Source organism: Streptomyces sp. NPDC079141 (genome assembly GCF_040686775.1).
Classification (GTDB): Bacteria; Actinomycetota; Actinomycetes; order Streptomycetales; family Streptomycetaceae; genus Streptomyces.
This window is the reverse complement of sequence record NZ_JBFBLP010000015.1, coordinates 172,431-187,200: the sequence shown is the minus strand read 5'-3', so window position 1 is coordinate 187,200 and position 14,770 is coordinate 172,431. Positions and strand designations below refer to the sequence as shown.

Here is a 14,770-nt window from a genome sequence, read left to right as displayed (position 1 = left end):
ACCCAGCGGAGCGACTACGCGTCCTTGAACTCCTGACGCTGCCGCCCCAGCCCCTCGATCTCCAGCTCGACGACGTCCCCGGCCCGCAGGAACGGCTTCGGGTCGGGAGCGCCCAGTGCCACCCCGGCCGGCGTCCCGGTGTTGATGACGTCGCCGGGGTACAGGGTCATGAACTGGCTGACGTACCGCACGACTTCCCCGACCGGGAAGATCTGCTCGGCCGTCGTCCCGTCCTGCTTCAGCTCGCCGTTGACCCACAGTTTGAGCGAGAGGTTCTGCGGGTCGGGCACCTCGTCGGCCGTCACCAGCCAGGGACCCAGCGGGTTGAACGTCTCGCAGTTCTTCCCCTTGTCCCAGGTGCCGCCCCGCTCGATCTGGAACTCCCGCTCGGACACGTCGTGCGCCACCGCGTACCCGCCGACATGCCCGAGCGCCGCCTCCGCGGACTCGACATACCGCGCCGTACGCCCGATGACGACCGCCAGCTCGACCTCCCAGTCGGTCTTCACCGACCCGCGAGGCACCAGCACGGTGTCGTTCGGCCCCACGACCGTGTCCGGGGCCTTGAAGAAGACGACCGGCTCGGCGGGCGGCTCGGCCCCGGTCTCACGGGCGTGGTCGTGGTAGTTCAGCCCGATGCACACGATCTTGCCGATCCGGCCCAGCGGCGGCCCTACGCGCAGCCCGGTGGCGTCCAGCACCGGCAGCTCACCGGCGACCGCGACCGCACGGATTCGGGCCAGCGCTTCCTCGTCGGCGAGCAGCGCGCCGTCGATGTCCGGCACGACTCCGGACAGGTCCCGCAGGACCCCGTCGGCGTCGAGCAGCGCGGGCGTCTCCGCTCCCGCCGTACCGACTCGCAGCAGCTTCATGATCACAATCTCCCTCGATCGCGGTCGCCCGCCGATGTGTGCAGCCATCGGAGGACTGGTCGATCCTCCAAGCTGCGGGTCCAGTCCGCAATACCCGGTTCACGTACTGGACCGTAGGTACGGGGTCACGGATAGAGCACGGCCCGCTCCACCGCACTCCACGTCGTACTCGTGACGACGTACAGCGCCGCCGCGAGCGGCACGACCGCCACCGTGACCAGCGTGAAGAAGGACATGAACGGCATCACCGCGGTGATCGCCCCGGCACCCGGGGTGTCCATCGGCGCGCTGCCGGCCATGGTCGTCTTCGTTTGGCGGTAGTTGAAGAAGGCGACGCCCGCGACGAGGGCGAACAGCCCGACGTACACGAGCCAGGCCGTCCCTCCCGCGGTCAGCGCGTCGAGCCACCGGTCGCCGAGGGGCGCGGACAGCAGGGTGTGGGTGAGCAGCTCGTTGGTCCGGCCGCCGATCTCCGACGCGGAGAAGAGGTGGTAGAGCAGGAAGAAGGCGGGCAGCTGCAGCAGGCTCGGCAGGATGCCCGACAGCGGCGACACCTTCTCCTCGGTGTGCAGTTCGAGCACCGCCTTCTGGAGCTTCTCGGGGTTGTTCCGGTGCTTCTTGCGCAGCTCGGCGATCCGGGGCTGGAGCGCGGCCCGGGCACGTGCGCCGCGCGCGGCGGCCCGGGACAGCGGGTGCACGAGCAGCCGTACGAGCGCGGTGAACAGGACGATCGCGGCGGCGGCCGCGGAGTTGTGGAAGAGCGGCTGGAGCAGGTCGGCCAGGTGCTGGACCAGGTCGGCGAAAACGGACATGGGTGAGCCCTCCGGGGGTCTCGTCGTGCCGGAAATCGGAATGGCGGCATGACGACCCGCGCGGGGTCAGCTGTGCGGATGAGCCCCTACGCGACGGCCGTCGGGAGGGCGTGTCCGGGCGCTCGGGGACGGGTGCGCCCCCTGGCATCGGGGTCGCGTTGCGGCAGGAAGGCCGTACGCCGGTCCCGGTCGCGGATGGCCGTACGCACCCGGGTGGGCGGCACGGCGGGTGCGCAGCGCGCGGCGAGCAGCGAGCAGGCGGCGAGCGCGGACCCGGCCGCCGCGGTGGCGGCGAGGGCGACGGTGGCGGTGAGGCTGCCGGAGTCGAGGAGGAGGAGATCCAGGAGAAGGACCAGGAGGGCAACGGCGAGCCGCGAGTTGGACCAGTACCTGCCCATCAACTGCCCTCCCCCCTCCGGTCGTCGGTCGCCTCCCGTTATACCTCAACGCGCCCGCATCGAACGAAGTGTCCCCCACACCACCAGGCGGTACTTGGACGTGTACTCAGGCGTGCAGGTGGTCAGGGTGATGTAGTACCCGCGGTCGCGATAGCCGCGGCCGGGGTGCACGAGACTGCGGGGCACCGGCCGGATGACTCCGGTGTCGCGGGCGGTGGTCTGCGCGATCGTCTCGTCGACGGCGTACGTGTACACCGCGTCCCGCGTCTCTACGACGATCTCGTCGCCGTCGCCGAGCCGGTCGAGGTGCCGGAAGGGCTCGCCATGGGTGTTGCGGTGCCCGGCGAGGGCGAAGTTGCCGGGGCGGCCGGGCTGTTGGGTGCCGGGGTAGTGGCCGGCGTAACCCTTGTCGAGGACGTCGGGCTTGCCGACGCCTTCGGCGACGGGGACGCGGAGGTCGAGGCGGGGGACGGTGAGGATGGCGTAGGCCTGGGAGGGGTCGGGGGCGGCGGGCTGCGGCCGGGGTTCCCTGCGGGGCTCGGCGGGCGACGACGGGGTGGGCCGCGGCGTCGCCGTCGTACGGGAGGGCTCCGGCGTCGCCGTATCGGAGGGTTCGGCGCCCCACTCCCGCTCCAGCGCCTCCACCCTCCGCTCGGCCCCCGCCTTGGCCTCCCGGTTGGTCCACCACAGCTGATGGACGACGAGCAGCAGGAGCACCAGCCCTACGGTGACGAGGAGTTCGCCGCCGGTCCACAGGGCGCGTCGACGCCGGGCGCGCCGACGGCGGGTGCGGTGCTGCACGACGGGGACGCGCATTCCGTACGCCTCCTTGAGCGGGGCCGCCCGCACGATAGGGGGCGGGGGGCGAAGTCACCAGCGTTCGACATCCCGTACTTCATACAGCGGTTTTAGAAAGGGTCCAGAAAGGTCTGTCACAACCCTCGACAACCTCAGGAGCCACACCCGATGCTTCCTGATGCCATGGCATGTACGGGACAGGCCATGCCATCAGGAAGCATCGGGAAGCGGAGAAGCCATGATCCGACGCAGAACTCTGCTGGCGGCAACGGGCGGCGCGGTCCTCGGCAGCGCACTGGCGACGGGCACCGCCCACGCGGACGCCACGATCGCCGTCAACCCGGGTACGCGGTACGGCACTTGGGAGGGCTGGGGCACCTCCCTGGCCTGGTGGGGCAATGTCTTCGGCACCCGGGACGACTTCGCCGACCTCTTCTTCACCACCAAGTCGGTGACCTACAACGGCACTTCACTCCCCGGCCTGGGCCTGAACATCGCCCGCTACAACCTGGGCGCTTGCAGCTGGAACACCGTGAACGGCGAGACGATGGCCGAGTCGCCGAACATCCCGGGGTTCAAGCAGATAGAGGGCTACTGGCAGGACTGGTCGAACGAGGACCCGGCGTCCTCGGCCTGGGACTGGACGGCGGACGCGACACAGCGGGCGATGCTGGTGAAGGCGACCCAGCGGGGTGCGGTGAGCGAGCTCTTCGCCAACTCCCCGATGTGGTGGATGTGTTACAACCACAACCCCTCGGGCGCGGCGGACGGCGGCAACAACCTCCAGTCCTGGAACTACCGCCAGCACGCCTCGCACCTCGCCGCCGTCGCCCTCTACGCAAAGACGAACTGGGGCGTGAACTTCGCGACGGTCGACCCCTTCAACGAGCCGGCCTCCACCTGGTGGACCGCGACGGGCACCCAGGAGGGCTGCCACCTGGACCCGGCGGTCCAGGCGGCCGTACTCCCGTACATGCGCAGCGAGTTGGACAAGCGCGGCCTGACGGGCATCCGCATCTCGGCCTCGGACGAGACGAACTACGACACGGCGCGCAGCACATGGTCGTCCTTCAACTCCTCCACGAAGGCCCTGGTCTCCCAGGTGAACGTGCACGGCTACCAGGGCACGGGCGGCCGCAGGGACCTCCTGTACACGGACGTGGTGACGACGTCCGGCAAGAAGCTGTGGAACTCGGAGACGGGCGACGGCGACGGCACGGGCCTGAGCATGGCCCGCAACCTCTGCTACGACTTCCGCTGGCTCCACCCGACGGCCTGGTGCTACTGGCAAGTGATGGACCCGTCGACGGGCTGGGCGATGATCGCCTACGACGCGAACACCCTCCAGCCGACGACGATCCAGCCGAAGTACTACGTGATGGCCCAGTTCAGCCGCCACATCCGCCCCGGGATGACGATCCTGGACACGGGGGTGAGCTACGCGGTGGCGGCCTACGACGCGACAGCGCGCCGCCTGGTGATAGTGGCCGTAAACACCGCGACCACGGCCCAGACCCTGACCTTCGACCTCTCCCGCTTCACGACGGTGACGGGCGGGTCGGGCGGCCTGGTCCCGCGCTGGAACACGGTGACCGGCGGCGGTGACATGTACCGGTCGTACTCGAACACGTACCTGAGCGGGAAGTCGGTGAGCGCGTCGTTCGCGGCGGGGGCGGTGCAGACGCTGCAAGTGGACGGAGTGACTGTGTGACTGCGTGACGATCTAGGAGATCAGCCAGGTACATGAGTGCCCTGGCCTGCCTATATCTCACCTATGTCCGCGCCCGGCAGTACGGTGTCCCCCATGCGCCCCGACACGCCTGCCGAGAACGTCGACCACACCGCCGAAGCGGCACGCCTGGAGCGGACCGCCGGCCTGTATCCCGAGGACGCCGAGGCCCTGCTGCTGCAGGCCGCGGCCCACCTGGAACTCGCCGGCGACCGCCCCGCCGCGACCGCGCTCTACGACCGCCTGCTGTCGTCCCAGGCCGCACTGGAGAACCCGCACCTGGTCCGCGCCCTGAAGGCCTCGAACCTCTGGGAGTACGGCCATGAGGCCGAGGCCCGCGCGATCATCGACGGCATCCGCGCATCTGCCCCGCGGGACCCGGCCCCCTGGGTGATCGTGGCGGAGGCCCTGGAGTCCCACGACGAGCTGGAGGCGGCGAGCGCGACCTTCACGGAGGGCGTCCACCTCCTACTGACGGACGTGACGGACCCTCCGTACTCGACGCACCCGTTGTTGTTCGGCCGCCACCGAGTACGCCGCATGCTGGGCGCCACCCACGACGAGTGGGACACCTTGGCCGACACGGCCCACCTGGCGCACGTAACCCCGACCTCGGTCGTCTCCCTGGACGAACTCCACGACCCGAAGCGCGTCTGGTCCCTCGGCTCGGAAAACCCAGCGGAACTGGAAGCGGAAATCTCCCGCCTCCGCGCCGAACTGGGCGCCTACAGGGAGGCCCTGTCCCGCCCGTTCCCGGTAGCGATCCTCCGCTGGCCGGAAGCAGAACTCGCGGAGCTGCTGGAGGCGTACCCGTCCCTGTCCGACGAATACCCGTCCCACGAGACCCACCTGGCGACGATAGAGGCCTCGCTGAGGGAGCTGGCCTCGTCAGGCACGCCAAACCTGGGCATCGTCACGGGCACGGTCCCGTCGTACGAGGCATTCGCGGCGTCAGAGGGTTCGTCCCCGGGAGACGCGTCCCTGCTACCGCAGTACGCGACGACCCTGGCGGCAAGGGGCCGGGCCGTGGAGTGGCCGCCGCAGAGGGGGACAGCTTGCTGGTGCGGCTCCGGCCGGGCCTACGGCGAGTGCCACGGCGCGGAGTAATCAGCCCCGGGCCCGCCCCTCGACGGCAGAAGCAACGTCGTCGAGGTCCTTGGCGACGGCCTTACTGACGGCCCGGGCCCCCACCCCACCCAGAACCTTGGCGAGCAGCCCCGCCACCCCACCGGGCGCTGCCGCCGTAAAGGTCATACGGACGGTCGTAGCCACGGGCCCGTCCGCCCGCAGCACCCACTCCGACACGTAGTGAGTGCCATGCGACTCAGCCTCAACAACAAACCGCTCGGGCACCTCACTCGCGGTAACCCACATCTCCTCGGTGGCGTCCTTCCCAAACATCCGCCGGGTCTCCCGCCACCGGGTACCGACCCCGAAGGCCCCACCGGTAAGGGGCTCGATCTTCGAGACGCCGCTGAGCACGCGTTCCATACCTTTGAGGTCGGTCAGCGCTTCCCACACAGTCTTCCGGTCTGCGGCAATACGACGCTCGACGACGACGCTTTTGCTGGTCATGGGTCCATGAAAGCAGCGGAGCCGACCACCCGCCCGACGACCGCAAGCCCTCAAGCAGACCGTGCATACTCGAAGAAGCCCGTCGACTCACACCTGAGTCGACGGGCCTCGGCCCTTTGCGGGTGCGGGATTGGCTCACATCCCTCCAGGATTACGGATATTTGGTCGGATCCGTCGACAGCATGTGGATCGTCTCTGACGTTGCCTTGTCGACGACTTCGATGGTGAGCGAGAGCTTCACCAACATCTCCAAGCCTCCCGAGGTCGCGCCGACGTTGAGGTTGCGGGGACGGCGTTCGGCGACCTTGGCCTCCACGTACTGCGTGCGCTCACCGTCCTCGCCGAGGTCTGCGGTGTCGGCCGTGCAGACCGCCCAGTCCTCGCCCTCGGCCCCTTCGAGGGAACCGGTTTCGGGGCGGTGGAAGTAGAGGAACGCCTGGACTTGCCCGTTGGGGTCGGCGTCGACCACGCGGATCGAGGCGATCCTGCCCAGGCCGGTTGCCTCCAGCGCGTAGGCCTTGTCGTCGGAGCTCGGCAGATGGAACACGCTGCCCTGGTAGTCGCACTCGCTGTACAGGTAGACACCGGGTTCTTCGGTCACGGTGGCTCTTGCCTTTCATTGGCCGGGGCGACCCTCGCTCGTGTGCAACGGCCGTCAGCGGTGGCAACGCCGAAGCTGGTCTTCCGGTTACGGACCATGGGAGCCACGTGGGGTACGCATCCGACGGTGCCAGACTCACAAGATTGAGCCTCACTGGTCGTACCCGAAGGCCCGGCCCGGAGCGCAAACGACGCCCCTGCTCCACGGGTCCGCTCGTTCTTTGGCGACTCCTCGCGATCGAGAAGTGCAGGCAATGTAACCGGTACGCCGGTCCGTAAAATCACCACCGGGCCAGACTATTCGACACCCTGCCATTGATTCCGATGGTACTGAAGATACTCCTCATGCACCTTATGCGTTCGATCTATATTCAGCTTCGACCTGAGGTTGACACCAAACAATCCAGCACGCTTGACGATTGACCAGTCACGCGCTATCGCTATAGCTCCGATGTCAAGCAGAACATGGCAATTTGCGCAGAGGCACAAGACATTCGATTCAACGTCGGGACCGTAATGCGGCTTGCCAAGGGGCTTAATGTGAGCACCCTCGCTGTACGGCCTTCCGTCCGCCCCCACCAAACGCAGGCCGCAGGTCTGACACTCGTGATCGTACATCGCCTTGATACGCCTGATCAGCGCACTGTCGCGAACTTGCCGCTGCACCCACGAAGAGCGTACGACGGGGGCGCCCTCAGCCTCCCACTCCTGCTCGCGCTCCTCTTCCGCCTCCTTTAGCGCCTTTATCGTATGACGCTCCAGGTCAGTCGTCTCTTGAAGAGGCTCAGGAACTCGCTGCAGATCGAACTGGCAGATCTTGATTTCTGAACCGTCAGGTGCTGGAGACTTGGAAGTTGCCGTACGGATGTCGGTTATCTCGTACAGGCCGTCATATCTATAACCCTGCACAGGAGAGTATCGCTTGTCTCCTTTGCGGCCACGAAATACTCGAATGAGATGGTCCCGCTCATAGCTCAACTTCAGGGCAGCATTGTCTTGGTGCTCCCAAGACTGGCTGCGCTTGAGCTTCGTTACGCCGTGCTCCTTGTACTTATCGACGTCCGGCGAGGCTCCCGTGTACAGGACGGTGTGCCACTCGTCCGCGTCATCCTCGTAACCGCCATAAAGGACAATGGCGTCGGCGACCCAAGCACCGTCCGGGTCTTTGATTCGAGAGATACCTCGTCGCAGGTCGCCGTGCAGCTTAGCGTCGAACATCTCCCTTCGCCCATCGAAGAAGGTCCCGGGTCCGACGCCCTCGACGTAGCCGATCACGCGTTCGTTCCTCATGCGATCAAACTGGACCGCAGACGATCGATACTGTCAACTCCTTTGAACTGTCAGGCGATCCCTTCCAACTTCCTATGATCGTTCCTGGCCACTTCCCCATCACTTGTCAGTGGCACCTGTTACAACTGGCCCATCGTGGTACGACCGTTGAAGGAGCCAGCGTGAGCCAGCCCGGGGACCTGTCTGAGCCGATCGCGGGTGTGTACGAGGAGCTCATCACTGAGCGCATGCAGGAACAGATTGCGCAGCTGGGGGCGTCTGGCTGGAAGGCGATCGACGCTGACGTCAGCGAGGAGTCGTCTCCGCATGTGCTCGCTCGGCACCTAGGGCGGGCCATAGGTCGACGGCTACGCCAGTTGCCGCCCGATCAACGTGTGGCCATGGCCAACCAGATCATTGAGTCACTGGCGTCCGATTCGCCTGCACCCGATGACTCTGAGCTCATCGCCGAGGGGCCTCGCCAACTGCTCGCGCTGGCTGAACAAGAGGCTCCCGGCGTCTACGCGATGCGCCCACTTACCCCGCTGTCCGAAACAGCGCTCATCACCAACTCCCCCGAAGACCCGAGCCTTGGTAGCGAGCTGCGTGCGGAACTTGCCACGGCAGACCGTATTGATCTGCTCTGCGCCTTCGTGAAGTGGTACGGCCTCCGTGTACTCGAAGACTCGCTCCGCGCTGCCAAGGAACGCGGCGTACCGATCCGCGTCATCACGACCACCTACATCGGCGCCACCGATCGCCATGCGCTCGACCGTCTAGTGCGCGACTTCGGTGCACAAGTGAAGGTCAACTACGAGATCCGCTCAACGCGACTGCACGCCAAGGCCTGGCTGTTTCGCCGCGAGAGCCGCTTCGACACGGCGTACGTGGGGAGCTCCAACCTCTCCAAGGCTGCTCTACTCGACGGCCTGGAGTGGAACGTACGTCTGTCATCGGTCACCACTCCCGAAGTGCTCAAGAAGTTCGAGGCCACCTTCGATGCGTACTGGAACGACATCGCATTCGAGCTGTACGACCCCGATGAGGACGGCGCGCGTCTCGATCGAGCCCTCGCTCAGGCCGGCGGGACCGGCCCCTCGACCGACCTCAAGATCAGCCTCTCAGGACTTGAGGTCCGGCCCTTCCCACACCAACAGGACATGCTCGAACGCCTCCATGTCGAGCGGGAACTTCGCGGCCGAGACCGCAATCTCCTCGTAGCCGCGACGGGTACCGGCAAGACCGTCATGGCTGCCTTGGACTACCGGAGCCTGAGGAAGGAACTGCGCAACGGGAACCCGACCCTACTATTCGTGGCACACCGCAAGGAGATCCTCGATCAGTCCCTGCGTAAGTACCGCGAAGTCCTCGACGACGCCTCCTTCGGGGAGCTTCTCTACGGCGGCAAAGACCCGCGCGACGGGAACCACGTCTTCGCGAGCGTCCAGTCGCTGAACATGCAGCGGCTGGAGCAGCTCGCCCCGGACCACTTCGACATCATCGTCATCGACGAGTTCCATCACGCCACGGCAGCCACGTACCGCCGAGTGATCGACCACTTCAAGCCGAAGCAGCTTCTGGGCCTCACCGCTACTCCAGAGCGGATGGACGGCAAGAACGTCCAGGACGAGTTCTTCGACGGTCGCATCGCGGCCGAGATGCGCTTGTGGGAAGCCCTGGAGAACGACCTCCTCTGCCCGTTCCACTACTTCGGCATCCCTGATGGAACGGACCTGACCAACCTCACCTGGCAGCAGGGCGCGTACGTGGACCGTGATCTCGACAACGTCTACACCGGCAATCACGCCCGCGCTCGGATCGTCGTCAAGCAGATCCGCGACAAGGTCTCCGAGCCGGGGGCGATGCGTGCTCTGGGCTTCTGTGTGTCCAAGAAGCATGCGCATTTCATGGCCGAGTTCTTCGTCAAGGCTGGCTTCCGAGCTGTGGCGCTCGACAGTGACTCACCTGCCGAGGTGCGGGCGCAGGCGCTCGCTGATCTCCGGGACGGGAGGCTCCAGGTGATCTTCTCTGTCGATCTATTCAATGAGGGTCTCGACATTCCCGATGTCGATACGTTGCTGCTGCTCCGGCCTACGAACAGCGCCACCATTTTCCTTCAGCAGCTCGGACGTGGCCTGCGCCGCACCGACGACAAGCCAGTGCTGACCGTCCTCGACTTCATCGGCCAACACCGAGCTGAGTTCCGCTTCGAGGAGCAGTTCCGTGCCCTCACGAACCTCTCCCGCAACCGACTCATCGAGCACATCGAACGAGACTTCCCTCAGCTCCCCTCGGGCTGCCAGATCCTCTTGGAAGGCAAGTCCAAGGACCTCGTCCTCGACAACATCCGCACGCAGCTGGGCGCCACCGTCAAAACACTGGTGAAGGAGGTCAAGGACTTCCGCACTCCGCGGCTCACGGACTACCTCCGTGAGAGTCGCCGGGAGCTCAAGGAGCTGTACAAGAGCAACAACTCCTGGACGACCATCCTTCGCCGTGCTGGCCTGGTCGAGGAGCCTGCGCCCGAAGGGGAAGCGGCCCTCCTCAAGCGCGTGCACGCCTTCCTCCACGTAGACGACCCCGATAGGGCCGAGACGTATCGCCGCCTCCTCGCCGACGATGCACCTTCGTACGACGCTCTCTCGGCGGCCGACCAGTCCTACGCCCGCATGCTCTTCTTCAATCTGTGGGATGACGCGGGGGGCTTCACCAGCTTCCAACAGGGCCTGGAATCCTTGCGCTCCCAGAGGATGCTCCGGGACGAACTAAGCCAAGTACTGACCCACGTCATTGAGCAGGCCGATCACTTCCCGATCGCTCTGTCGGGCCCTCATGCCCAACTCCCCCTGAAGGTGCACTGCTCCTACAACCGCTCTGAGATCCTGGCTGCGCTGGGCGTTGCCCGCTTCGGCGGTCAGATGCCTCGGTCGTTCGCTCAGGGTGTGCAGTGGGTCGCGGATATGCAGACCGATGCCCTACTCATCACCTTGGAGAAGAACGAGAGGGACTTCTCCCCGACGGTCCGCTACAAGGACTTCGCCTTGAGTCCCACGCTCTTCCATTGGGAGTCGCAGAACGCCACGGCCGAAAACTCCCCCACTGGCCTGCGCTATCAGCACCACGCGCAACAAGGCAGCCACGTTCTGCTGTTCATGCGCCGCTACAAGAACACCGACATCGGTAAGTCGCAGCCTTGGATGCTCCTCGGCCCCGCAACATACGAGGACCACAGTGGCAGCAAGCCGATGGCCATCACCTGGAGACTCCAGCACGAGCTTCCTGCCGACGTCTTCACGTACTCAGCCATCGCCACCGGGTAGCGATGTCACACGCGGACGCCGGCTTGCTCAACCTGCACCTCAAAGCGAGTCTGCGCACAGTCCAGGACGTCCTCCGCGTCGCGCCCATGCGCCCGGAGCCAGTGGAGGACGTCCGTGATGACGTCGATGACCGCTTCTTCAGCGATCGACGCGCTCAGTCTGCTTGAGCCTGGATGACGGGGGAGCTTCGCTGCCCCATAGAGCCCGAGTAGAGCCTCCGCGCGAACCACGCTATCGCCGCTCACATGTCCGTCCGGCGAGATGAGCGTCGTAGTGAGCTCACACCAGGTGACCTTCCGATCGGCATGGAGTTGGACGCCCCACCGCTCTGCGACTGCGTTGATTAAGGCCATGCCCCTACCGTCCTCGGAGTCGGACGCGGCATCGAGGAGCGTAGGGGTAGCGCGCGTGTCCGGGTCGTGGACTTCGATACGCAGATGAGTGCCCCTCATCGAGACGGCAAGGGTGGCTGGTGTACCGCGCCCAACGTGCGTGATGACGTTGGCAACCAGCTCGCTTACGCAGAGTTGGGCCCCGTCGATCAGGTCGTGCAGACCCCAGATTCCCAGGTGGATTCGCAGGAGGCGGCGCAGCACCGCGACTTCCTCGGGCTCCGCCAGGAAGGGCAACTCCCACGGCTTCCTCGGCATGCAGCCAGTGCAGTCCATCTATCAACCCTCCACGACAGTCGCAGTGTGCAACCTTGCACACACCGAGAGTTGCACTGGAACTCTCAAAATGGAACTCTCATCTCGCACCTTGCGGGAGCACGCTGATGAATCGCGCGCCCCCCGCGCACGCCACCTTGCCCATGCATTCGAACACCCGCGACGATCCCAGAGATCGACATGAGGGGCTAAGAGCATGCCAATCGGACCGACCACACGAAGGCGCCAACTCGGCGCCGACCTGCGCCGCCTCCGCGAGTCCAAGGGGCTGACCCTTGAGGAGGCCGGGGCCCGCGTCGGCATCTCAAAGGCGACGCTCAGTCGCTACGAGACCAAGGAGGGCGCGGTCAAATGGCCAGCCGTAGACGCCCTTTGTCGCGAGTACGGCGCCTCAGACGAAGAGCGTCAGGCCCTCGTCGAGCTTGCCAAGGGAGCCAAGATCCAGGGCTGGTGGCGATCGCTTGCCGACCCCATCCCTGAGTCCATGAACCTCATGCTCACCCTGGAGGACGAGGTGGTCCGCGAGGACCACTACGCCTGCATGTACATCCCCGGCCTTCTCCAAACGCGGGCCTATGCAGAGGCTGTTCATCGAGCGTCGGAAGTGCAGTGCCCGGAGCGGGAAGTGCAGCACATGGTCGACATCCGCATGAAGCGCCAGGAGCTCCTCGACCGAGATGAGCCACCCCACCTCTGGTGCGTCATCGACGAAGCAGCACTACGACGCCGGGTGGGCGGCAATGCCGTCATGCATGACCAACTGAAGCATCTACTCACCGTCTCGCAGCGACCACATGTCACCGTCCAGGTGCTGCCGTTCTCAACAGGCGCCCATGCCGCTGCGGTTGGCAGCTTCGCCGTTCTCCGCGGCCCGACTCCGGAACTGGACGTGGTGTACGTGGATCTACTCGGCGGCGGCCTCTTCATGGAGAAGCCCCAAGAACTCGGCCGCTATAGGTTGGCGTTCGAGTACCTCAGCGCACAGGCACTCGATCTCGATTCCTCCGCGGAGATCATCCACCGCATAAGCAAGGAGACCTGATGCAGGCGCCCTCTACGCACCAGTGGTTCAAGTCGTCCTACAGCGGCGGCAGCGGGACTGAGTGCGTGGAGTGCGCCTACGTCACTGGCGGGGCTCTGATACGTGACTCCAAGCGCACGGATGGGCCACTCGTTTCGGTCGCGACGGAGACTTGGCTGCGATTTGTGGGCGCGTTGAGCGACGGTGGCCTGCGCTCAACGCATCGCGCCTGACTTGGCAGATCTCTGGACGACCAGGAAGAAGTAGCCCGCGCCGAGCAGGACCGCCACGATCGTCGGCGTCACGAGCTGCCACGGAAGCCCGAGCCACACCGCGGGCAGTCCCACGCCGAAGGTGGCTGCCAGGCTGGTGAAGAACAGGATCTTGCCGGAGCGGCTCCAGGTGAAGGGGCCGGGGTTGCGGGGCGCGACCAGGCGTGCCGCGCCGAAGGTGAGGCCGAGCAGGGCGAGTACGCCGAGGCAAGCGCCTCCGGCGGCGATCATCTGGGGCTCGTTGCGCGGCTCGTCGGAGGTTTTCTGGCGGACGCCGTCCTTGGTGAGGGCGACGATGTCGCCGCGCCAGACGGTGGCGGTGACCTTGTCGCCCGGCTGGAGTGTGTCCAGGAGTGGTCCGGGATCGCCGAAGTCCAGTTCGACCCGGACCTGTTCGCCGTTCAAGGTCGCCCGGTACTCGCTGCTCTTGGCCCTCGTCTCGACCACCGTGTCCACGATGTTGAGCTCGATCTCCCGCAGGCAGTCCTCCCACCACGTTCCCGGGGTCGAGCCGGCCGCGCAGGGCTCGGCCGCGCGGTAGTCCTCGTACCGCGCGACGTTGGCGGGCAGCCAGTCAGTGAAGGTGAGGGCGCAGCCCGTTGCCAGGGCCACGGACACCGCGATCATCAGCAGCCCCCAGGCCCGAGTCACCCCGGTCATCGCCCACTCCCGCGCCTCCGAGGCTGGGTGTCCCGGCCTGTCGGCCTATCCTCGCCTGCCGCGAACTGCCACTCCATGAGGGGTTCTGGCAGGCAAGTACGGTGCTTTCATGCCGGGTGCGGGCAATCAGCGGCAGCGCAGCTGTAAGCGGGAGCGTAGGGCGCAGTGCCCTGGCCGGGGCGGCACGCGTCACGCCCCGGCCGGCACGTCCGTCAGAGCTGGCCCGACTCCGCGATGGTGATCTTCGCCTTGGTGGCGCCGCTGCCGGAGCCGAGGGACTCGATCTTCTTGACGAGTTCCATGCTCGCGTCGTCGGCGACCTCGCCGAAGACGACGTGCTTGCCGTCGAGCCAGCCGGTCACGACCGTGGTGATGAAGAACTGCGAGCCGTTGCTGTTCGGGCCCGCGTTGGCCATCGAGAGCAGGCCCGGACGGTCGTGCTTGAGCTTGAAGTTCTCGTCGGCGAACTTCTCGCCGTAGATGCTCTTGCCGCCGGTGCCGTTGCCGCGGGTGAAGTCGCCGCCCTGGAGCATGAACTCCGGGATGACGCGGTGGAAGGAAGAGCCGGCGTAGCCGAAGCCCTTCTCGCCCGTGGCGAGCGCGCGGAAGTTCTCGGCCGTCTTCGGGACGACGTCGTCGAAGAGGTTGAAGGTGATACGCCCGGCGGGCTCGTCGTTGATGGTGATGTCGAAGTAGACCTTGGTTGTCATACCCCCCATCCTGCACCCTCGGGTCGGCCGCCGCGTCCACGGGCTGCCCGGTCAGGTCCGATCGGG

The 14,770-nt window shown here is 66.1% G+C and carries 15 protein-coding genes; 5 read left to right on the top strand and 10 right to left on the bottom strand.

Translation table 11 applies throughout. From position 1 onward, the window contains the following. Positions 1-14: 14 nt before the first annotated feature. From AB0Q90_RS32350 to AB0Q90_RS32335, 4 genes are all read right to left on the bottom strand, one after another. A complete protein-coding gene (locus tag AB0Q90_RS32350) occupies positions 15-872 on the bottom strand; it encodes a fumarylacetoacetate hydrolase family protein (RefSeq protein WP_363163662.1) in 858 nt (285 codons plus the stop codon). A gap of 125 nt (positions 873-997) precedes the next feature. Beyond that, on the bottom strand, positions 998-1,684 hold the full coding sequence (yidC, locus tag AB0Q90_RS32345; RefSeq protein ID WP_363163663.1) for a membrane protein insertase YidC: 687 nt from the start codon (positions 1,682-1,684) through the stop codon (positions 998-1,000). Between the two features lie 86 nt (positions 1,685-1,770). After that, positions 1,771-2,082, bottom strand: a complete 312-nt coding sequence (locus AB0Q90_RS32340) for a DUF6412 domain-containing protein (RefSeq protein ID WP_363163664.1) — start codon at positions 2,080-2,082, stop codon at positions 1,771-1,773. A gap of 45 nt (positions 2,083-2,127) precedes the next feature. Continuing rightward, entirely contained in the window at positions 2,128-2,898 is a 771-nt protein-coding gene (locus AB0Q90_RS32335; RefSeq protein WP_363163665.1) for a class E sortase, read from the bottom strand. 220 nt (positions 2,899-3,118) lie between these two features. Here AB0Q90_RS32335 and AB0Q90_RS32330 point away from each other — a divergent pair, with 220 nt between their 5' ends. Together AB0Q90_RS32330 and AB0Q90_RS32325 are read left to right on the top strand one after the other, a co-directional pair. Next, the gene (locus AB0Q90_RS32330) at positions 3,119-4,591 is read left to right on the top strand and encodes a glycoside hydrolase (RefSeq protein WP_363163666.1); all 1,473 of its coding nucleotides are present in this window, start codon (positions 3,119-3,121) and stop codon (positions 4,589-4,591) included. Between the two features lie 93 nt (positions 4,592-4,684). Beyond that, positions 4,685-5,716 (top strand): SEC-C domain-containing protein, encoded by a 1,032-nt coding sequence (locus AB0Q90_RS32325; protein ID WP_363163667.1) that lies wholly within the window; start codon positions 4,685-4,687, stop codon positions 5,714-5,716. On the opposite strand, the gene AB0Q90_RS32320 is transcribed toward AB0Q90_RS32325, so the two are convergent. The 3 genes from AB0Q90_RS32320 to AB0Q90_RS32310 all read right to left on the bottom strand — a co-directional run bounded on the left by AB0Q90_RS32320 (position 5,717) and on the right by AB0Q90_RS32310 (position 8,059). Beyond that, entirely contained in the window at positions 5,717-6,184 is a 468-nt protein-coding gene (locus AB0Q90_RS32320) for an SRPBCC family protein (RefSeq protein WP_363163668.1), read from the bottom strand. A gap of 151 nt (positions 6,185-6,335) precedes the next feature. Continuing rightward, positions 6,336-6,785, bottom strand: a complete 450-nt coding sequence (locus tag AB0Q90_RS32315) for a hypothetical protein (RefSeq protein WP_363163669.1) — start codon at positions 6,783-6,785, stop codon at positions 6,336-6,338. A gap of 296 nt (positions 6,786-7,081) precedes the next feature. Next, on the bottom strand, positions 7,082-8,059 hold the full coding sequence (locus tag AB0Q90_RS32310; RefSeq protein ID WP_363163670.1) for a YDG/SRA domain-containing protein: 978 nt from the start codon (positions 8,057-8,059) through the stop codon (positions 7,082-7,084). 242 nt (positions 8,060-8,301) lie between these two features. Between AB0Q90_RS32310 and AB0Q90_RS32305 the strand changes: the two genes are divergently transcribed. Beyond that, positions 8,302-11,373 (top strand): DUF3427 domain-containing protein, encoded by a 3,072-nt coding sequence (locus AB0Q90_RS32305; RefSeq protein ID WP_363163764.1) that lies wholly within the window; start codon positions 8,302-8,304, stop codon positions 11,371-11,373. A gap of 5 nt (positions 11,374-11,378) precedes the next feature. Here AB0Q90_RS32305 and AB0Q90_RS32300 read toward each other — a convergent pair whose 3' ends face one another. After that, the gene (locus tag AB0Q90_RS32300) at positions 11,379-12,023 is read right to left on the bottom strand and encodes an ATP-binding protein (protein WP_363163671.1); all 645 of its coding nucleotides are present in this window, start codon (positions 12,021-12,023) and stop codon (positions 11,379-11,381) included. 214 nt (positions 12,024-12,237) lie between these two features. On the opposite strand from AB0Q90_RS32300, the gene AB0Q90_RS32295 reads away from it, so the two are divergent. After that, entirely contained in the window at positions 12,238-13,083 is an 846-nt protein-coding gene (locus AB0Q90_RS32295) for a helix-turn-helix transcriptional regulator (RefSeq protein ID WP_363163672.1), read from the top strand. Beyond that, positions 13,083-13,295, top strand: a complete 213-nt coding sequence (locus tag AB0Q90_RS32290; RefSeq protein ID WP_363163673.1) for a DUF397 domain-containing protein — start codon at positions 13,083-13,085, stop codon at positions 13,293-13,295. Before AB0Q90_RS32295 ends, AB0Q90_RS32290 begins: the two co-directional genes overlap by 1 nt. Here the strand turns inward: AB0Q90_RS32290 and AB0Q90_RS32285 are convergent. Together AB0Q90_RS32285 and AB0Q90_RS32280 are read right to left on the bottom strand one after the other, a co-directional pair. Beyond that, the gene (locus AB0Q90_RS32285) at positions 13,278-13,994 is read right to left on the bottom strand and encodes a hypothetical protein (RefSeq protein WP_363163674.1); all 717 of its coding nucleotides are present in this window, start codon (positions 13,992-13,994) and stop codon (positions 13,278-13,280) included. The genes AB0Q90_RS32290 and AB0Q90_RS32285 overlap by 18 nt on opposite strands. Before the next feature lie 212 nt (positions 13,995-14,206). Beyond that, a complete protein-coding gene (locus tag AB0Q90_RS32280; protein WP_363163675.1) occupies positions 14,207-14,704 on the bottom strand; it encodes a peptidylprolyl isomerase in 498 nt (165 codons plus the stop codon). Positions 14,705-14,770 lie beyond the last annotated feature (66 nt).

Bases quoted from the DNA above. Each gene is read 5' to 3' on its own strand.
- AB0Q90_RS32350 (WP_363163662.1), bottom strand. From the start codon at position 872: ATGAAGCTGCTGCGAGTCGGTACGGCGGGAGCGGAGACGCCCGCGCTG.
- yidC (WP_363163663.1), bottom strand. From the start codon at position 1,684: ATGTCCGTTTTCGCCGACCTGGTCCAGCACCTGGCCGACCTGCTCCAG.
- AB0Q90_RS32340 (WP_363163664.1), bottom strand. From the start codon at position 2,082: ATGGGCAGGTACTGGTCCAACTCGCGGCTCGCCGTTGCCCTCCTGGTC.
- AB0Q90_RS32335 (WP_363163665.1), bottom strand. From the start codon at position 2,898: ATGCGCGTCCCCGTCGTGCAGCACCGCACCCGCCGTCGGCGCGCCCGG.
- AB0Q90_RS32330 (WP_363163666.1), top strand. From the start codon at position 3,119: ATGATCCGACGCAGAACTCTGCTGGCGGCAACGGGCGGCGCGGTCCTC.
- AB0Q90_RS32325 (WP_363163667.1), top strand. From the start codon at position 4,685: ATGCGCCCCGACACGCCTGCCGAGAACGTCGACCACACCGCCGAAGCG.
- AB0Q90_RS32320 (WP_363163668.1), bottom strand. From the start codon at position 6,184: ATGACCAGCAAAAGCGTCGTCGTCGAGCGTCGTATTGCCGCAGACCGG.
- AB0Q90_RS32305 (WP_363163764.1), top strand. From the start codon at position 8,302: ATGCAGGAACAGATTGCGCAGCTGGGGGCGTCTGGCTGGAAGGCGATC.
- AB0Q90_RS32300 (WP_363163671.1), bottom strand. From the start codon at position 12,023: ATGCCGAGGAAGCCGTGGGAGTTGCCCTTCCTGGCGGAGCCCGAGGAA.
- AB0Q90_RS32295 (WP_363163672.1), top strand. From the start codon at position 12,238: ATGCCAATCGGACCGACCACACGAAGGCGCCAACTCGGCGCCGACCTG.
- AB0Q90_RS32290 (WP_363163673.1), top strand. From the start codon at position 13,083: ATGCAGGCGCCCTCTACGCACCAGTGGTTCAAGTCGTCCTACAGCGGC.
- AB0Q90_RS32285 (WP_363163674.1), bottom strand. From the start codon at position 13,994: ATGACCGGGGTGACTCGGGCCTGGGGGCTGCTGATGATCGCGGTGTCC.
- AB0Q90_RS32280 (WP_363163675.1), bottom strand. From the start codon at position 14,704: ATGACAACCAAGGTCTACTTCGACATCACCATCAACGACGAGCCCGCC.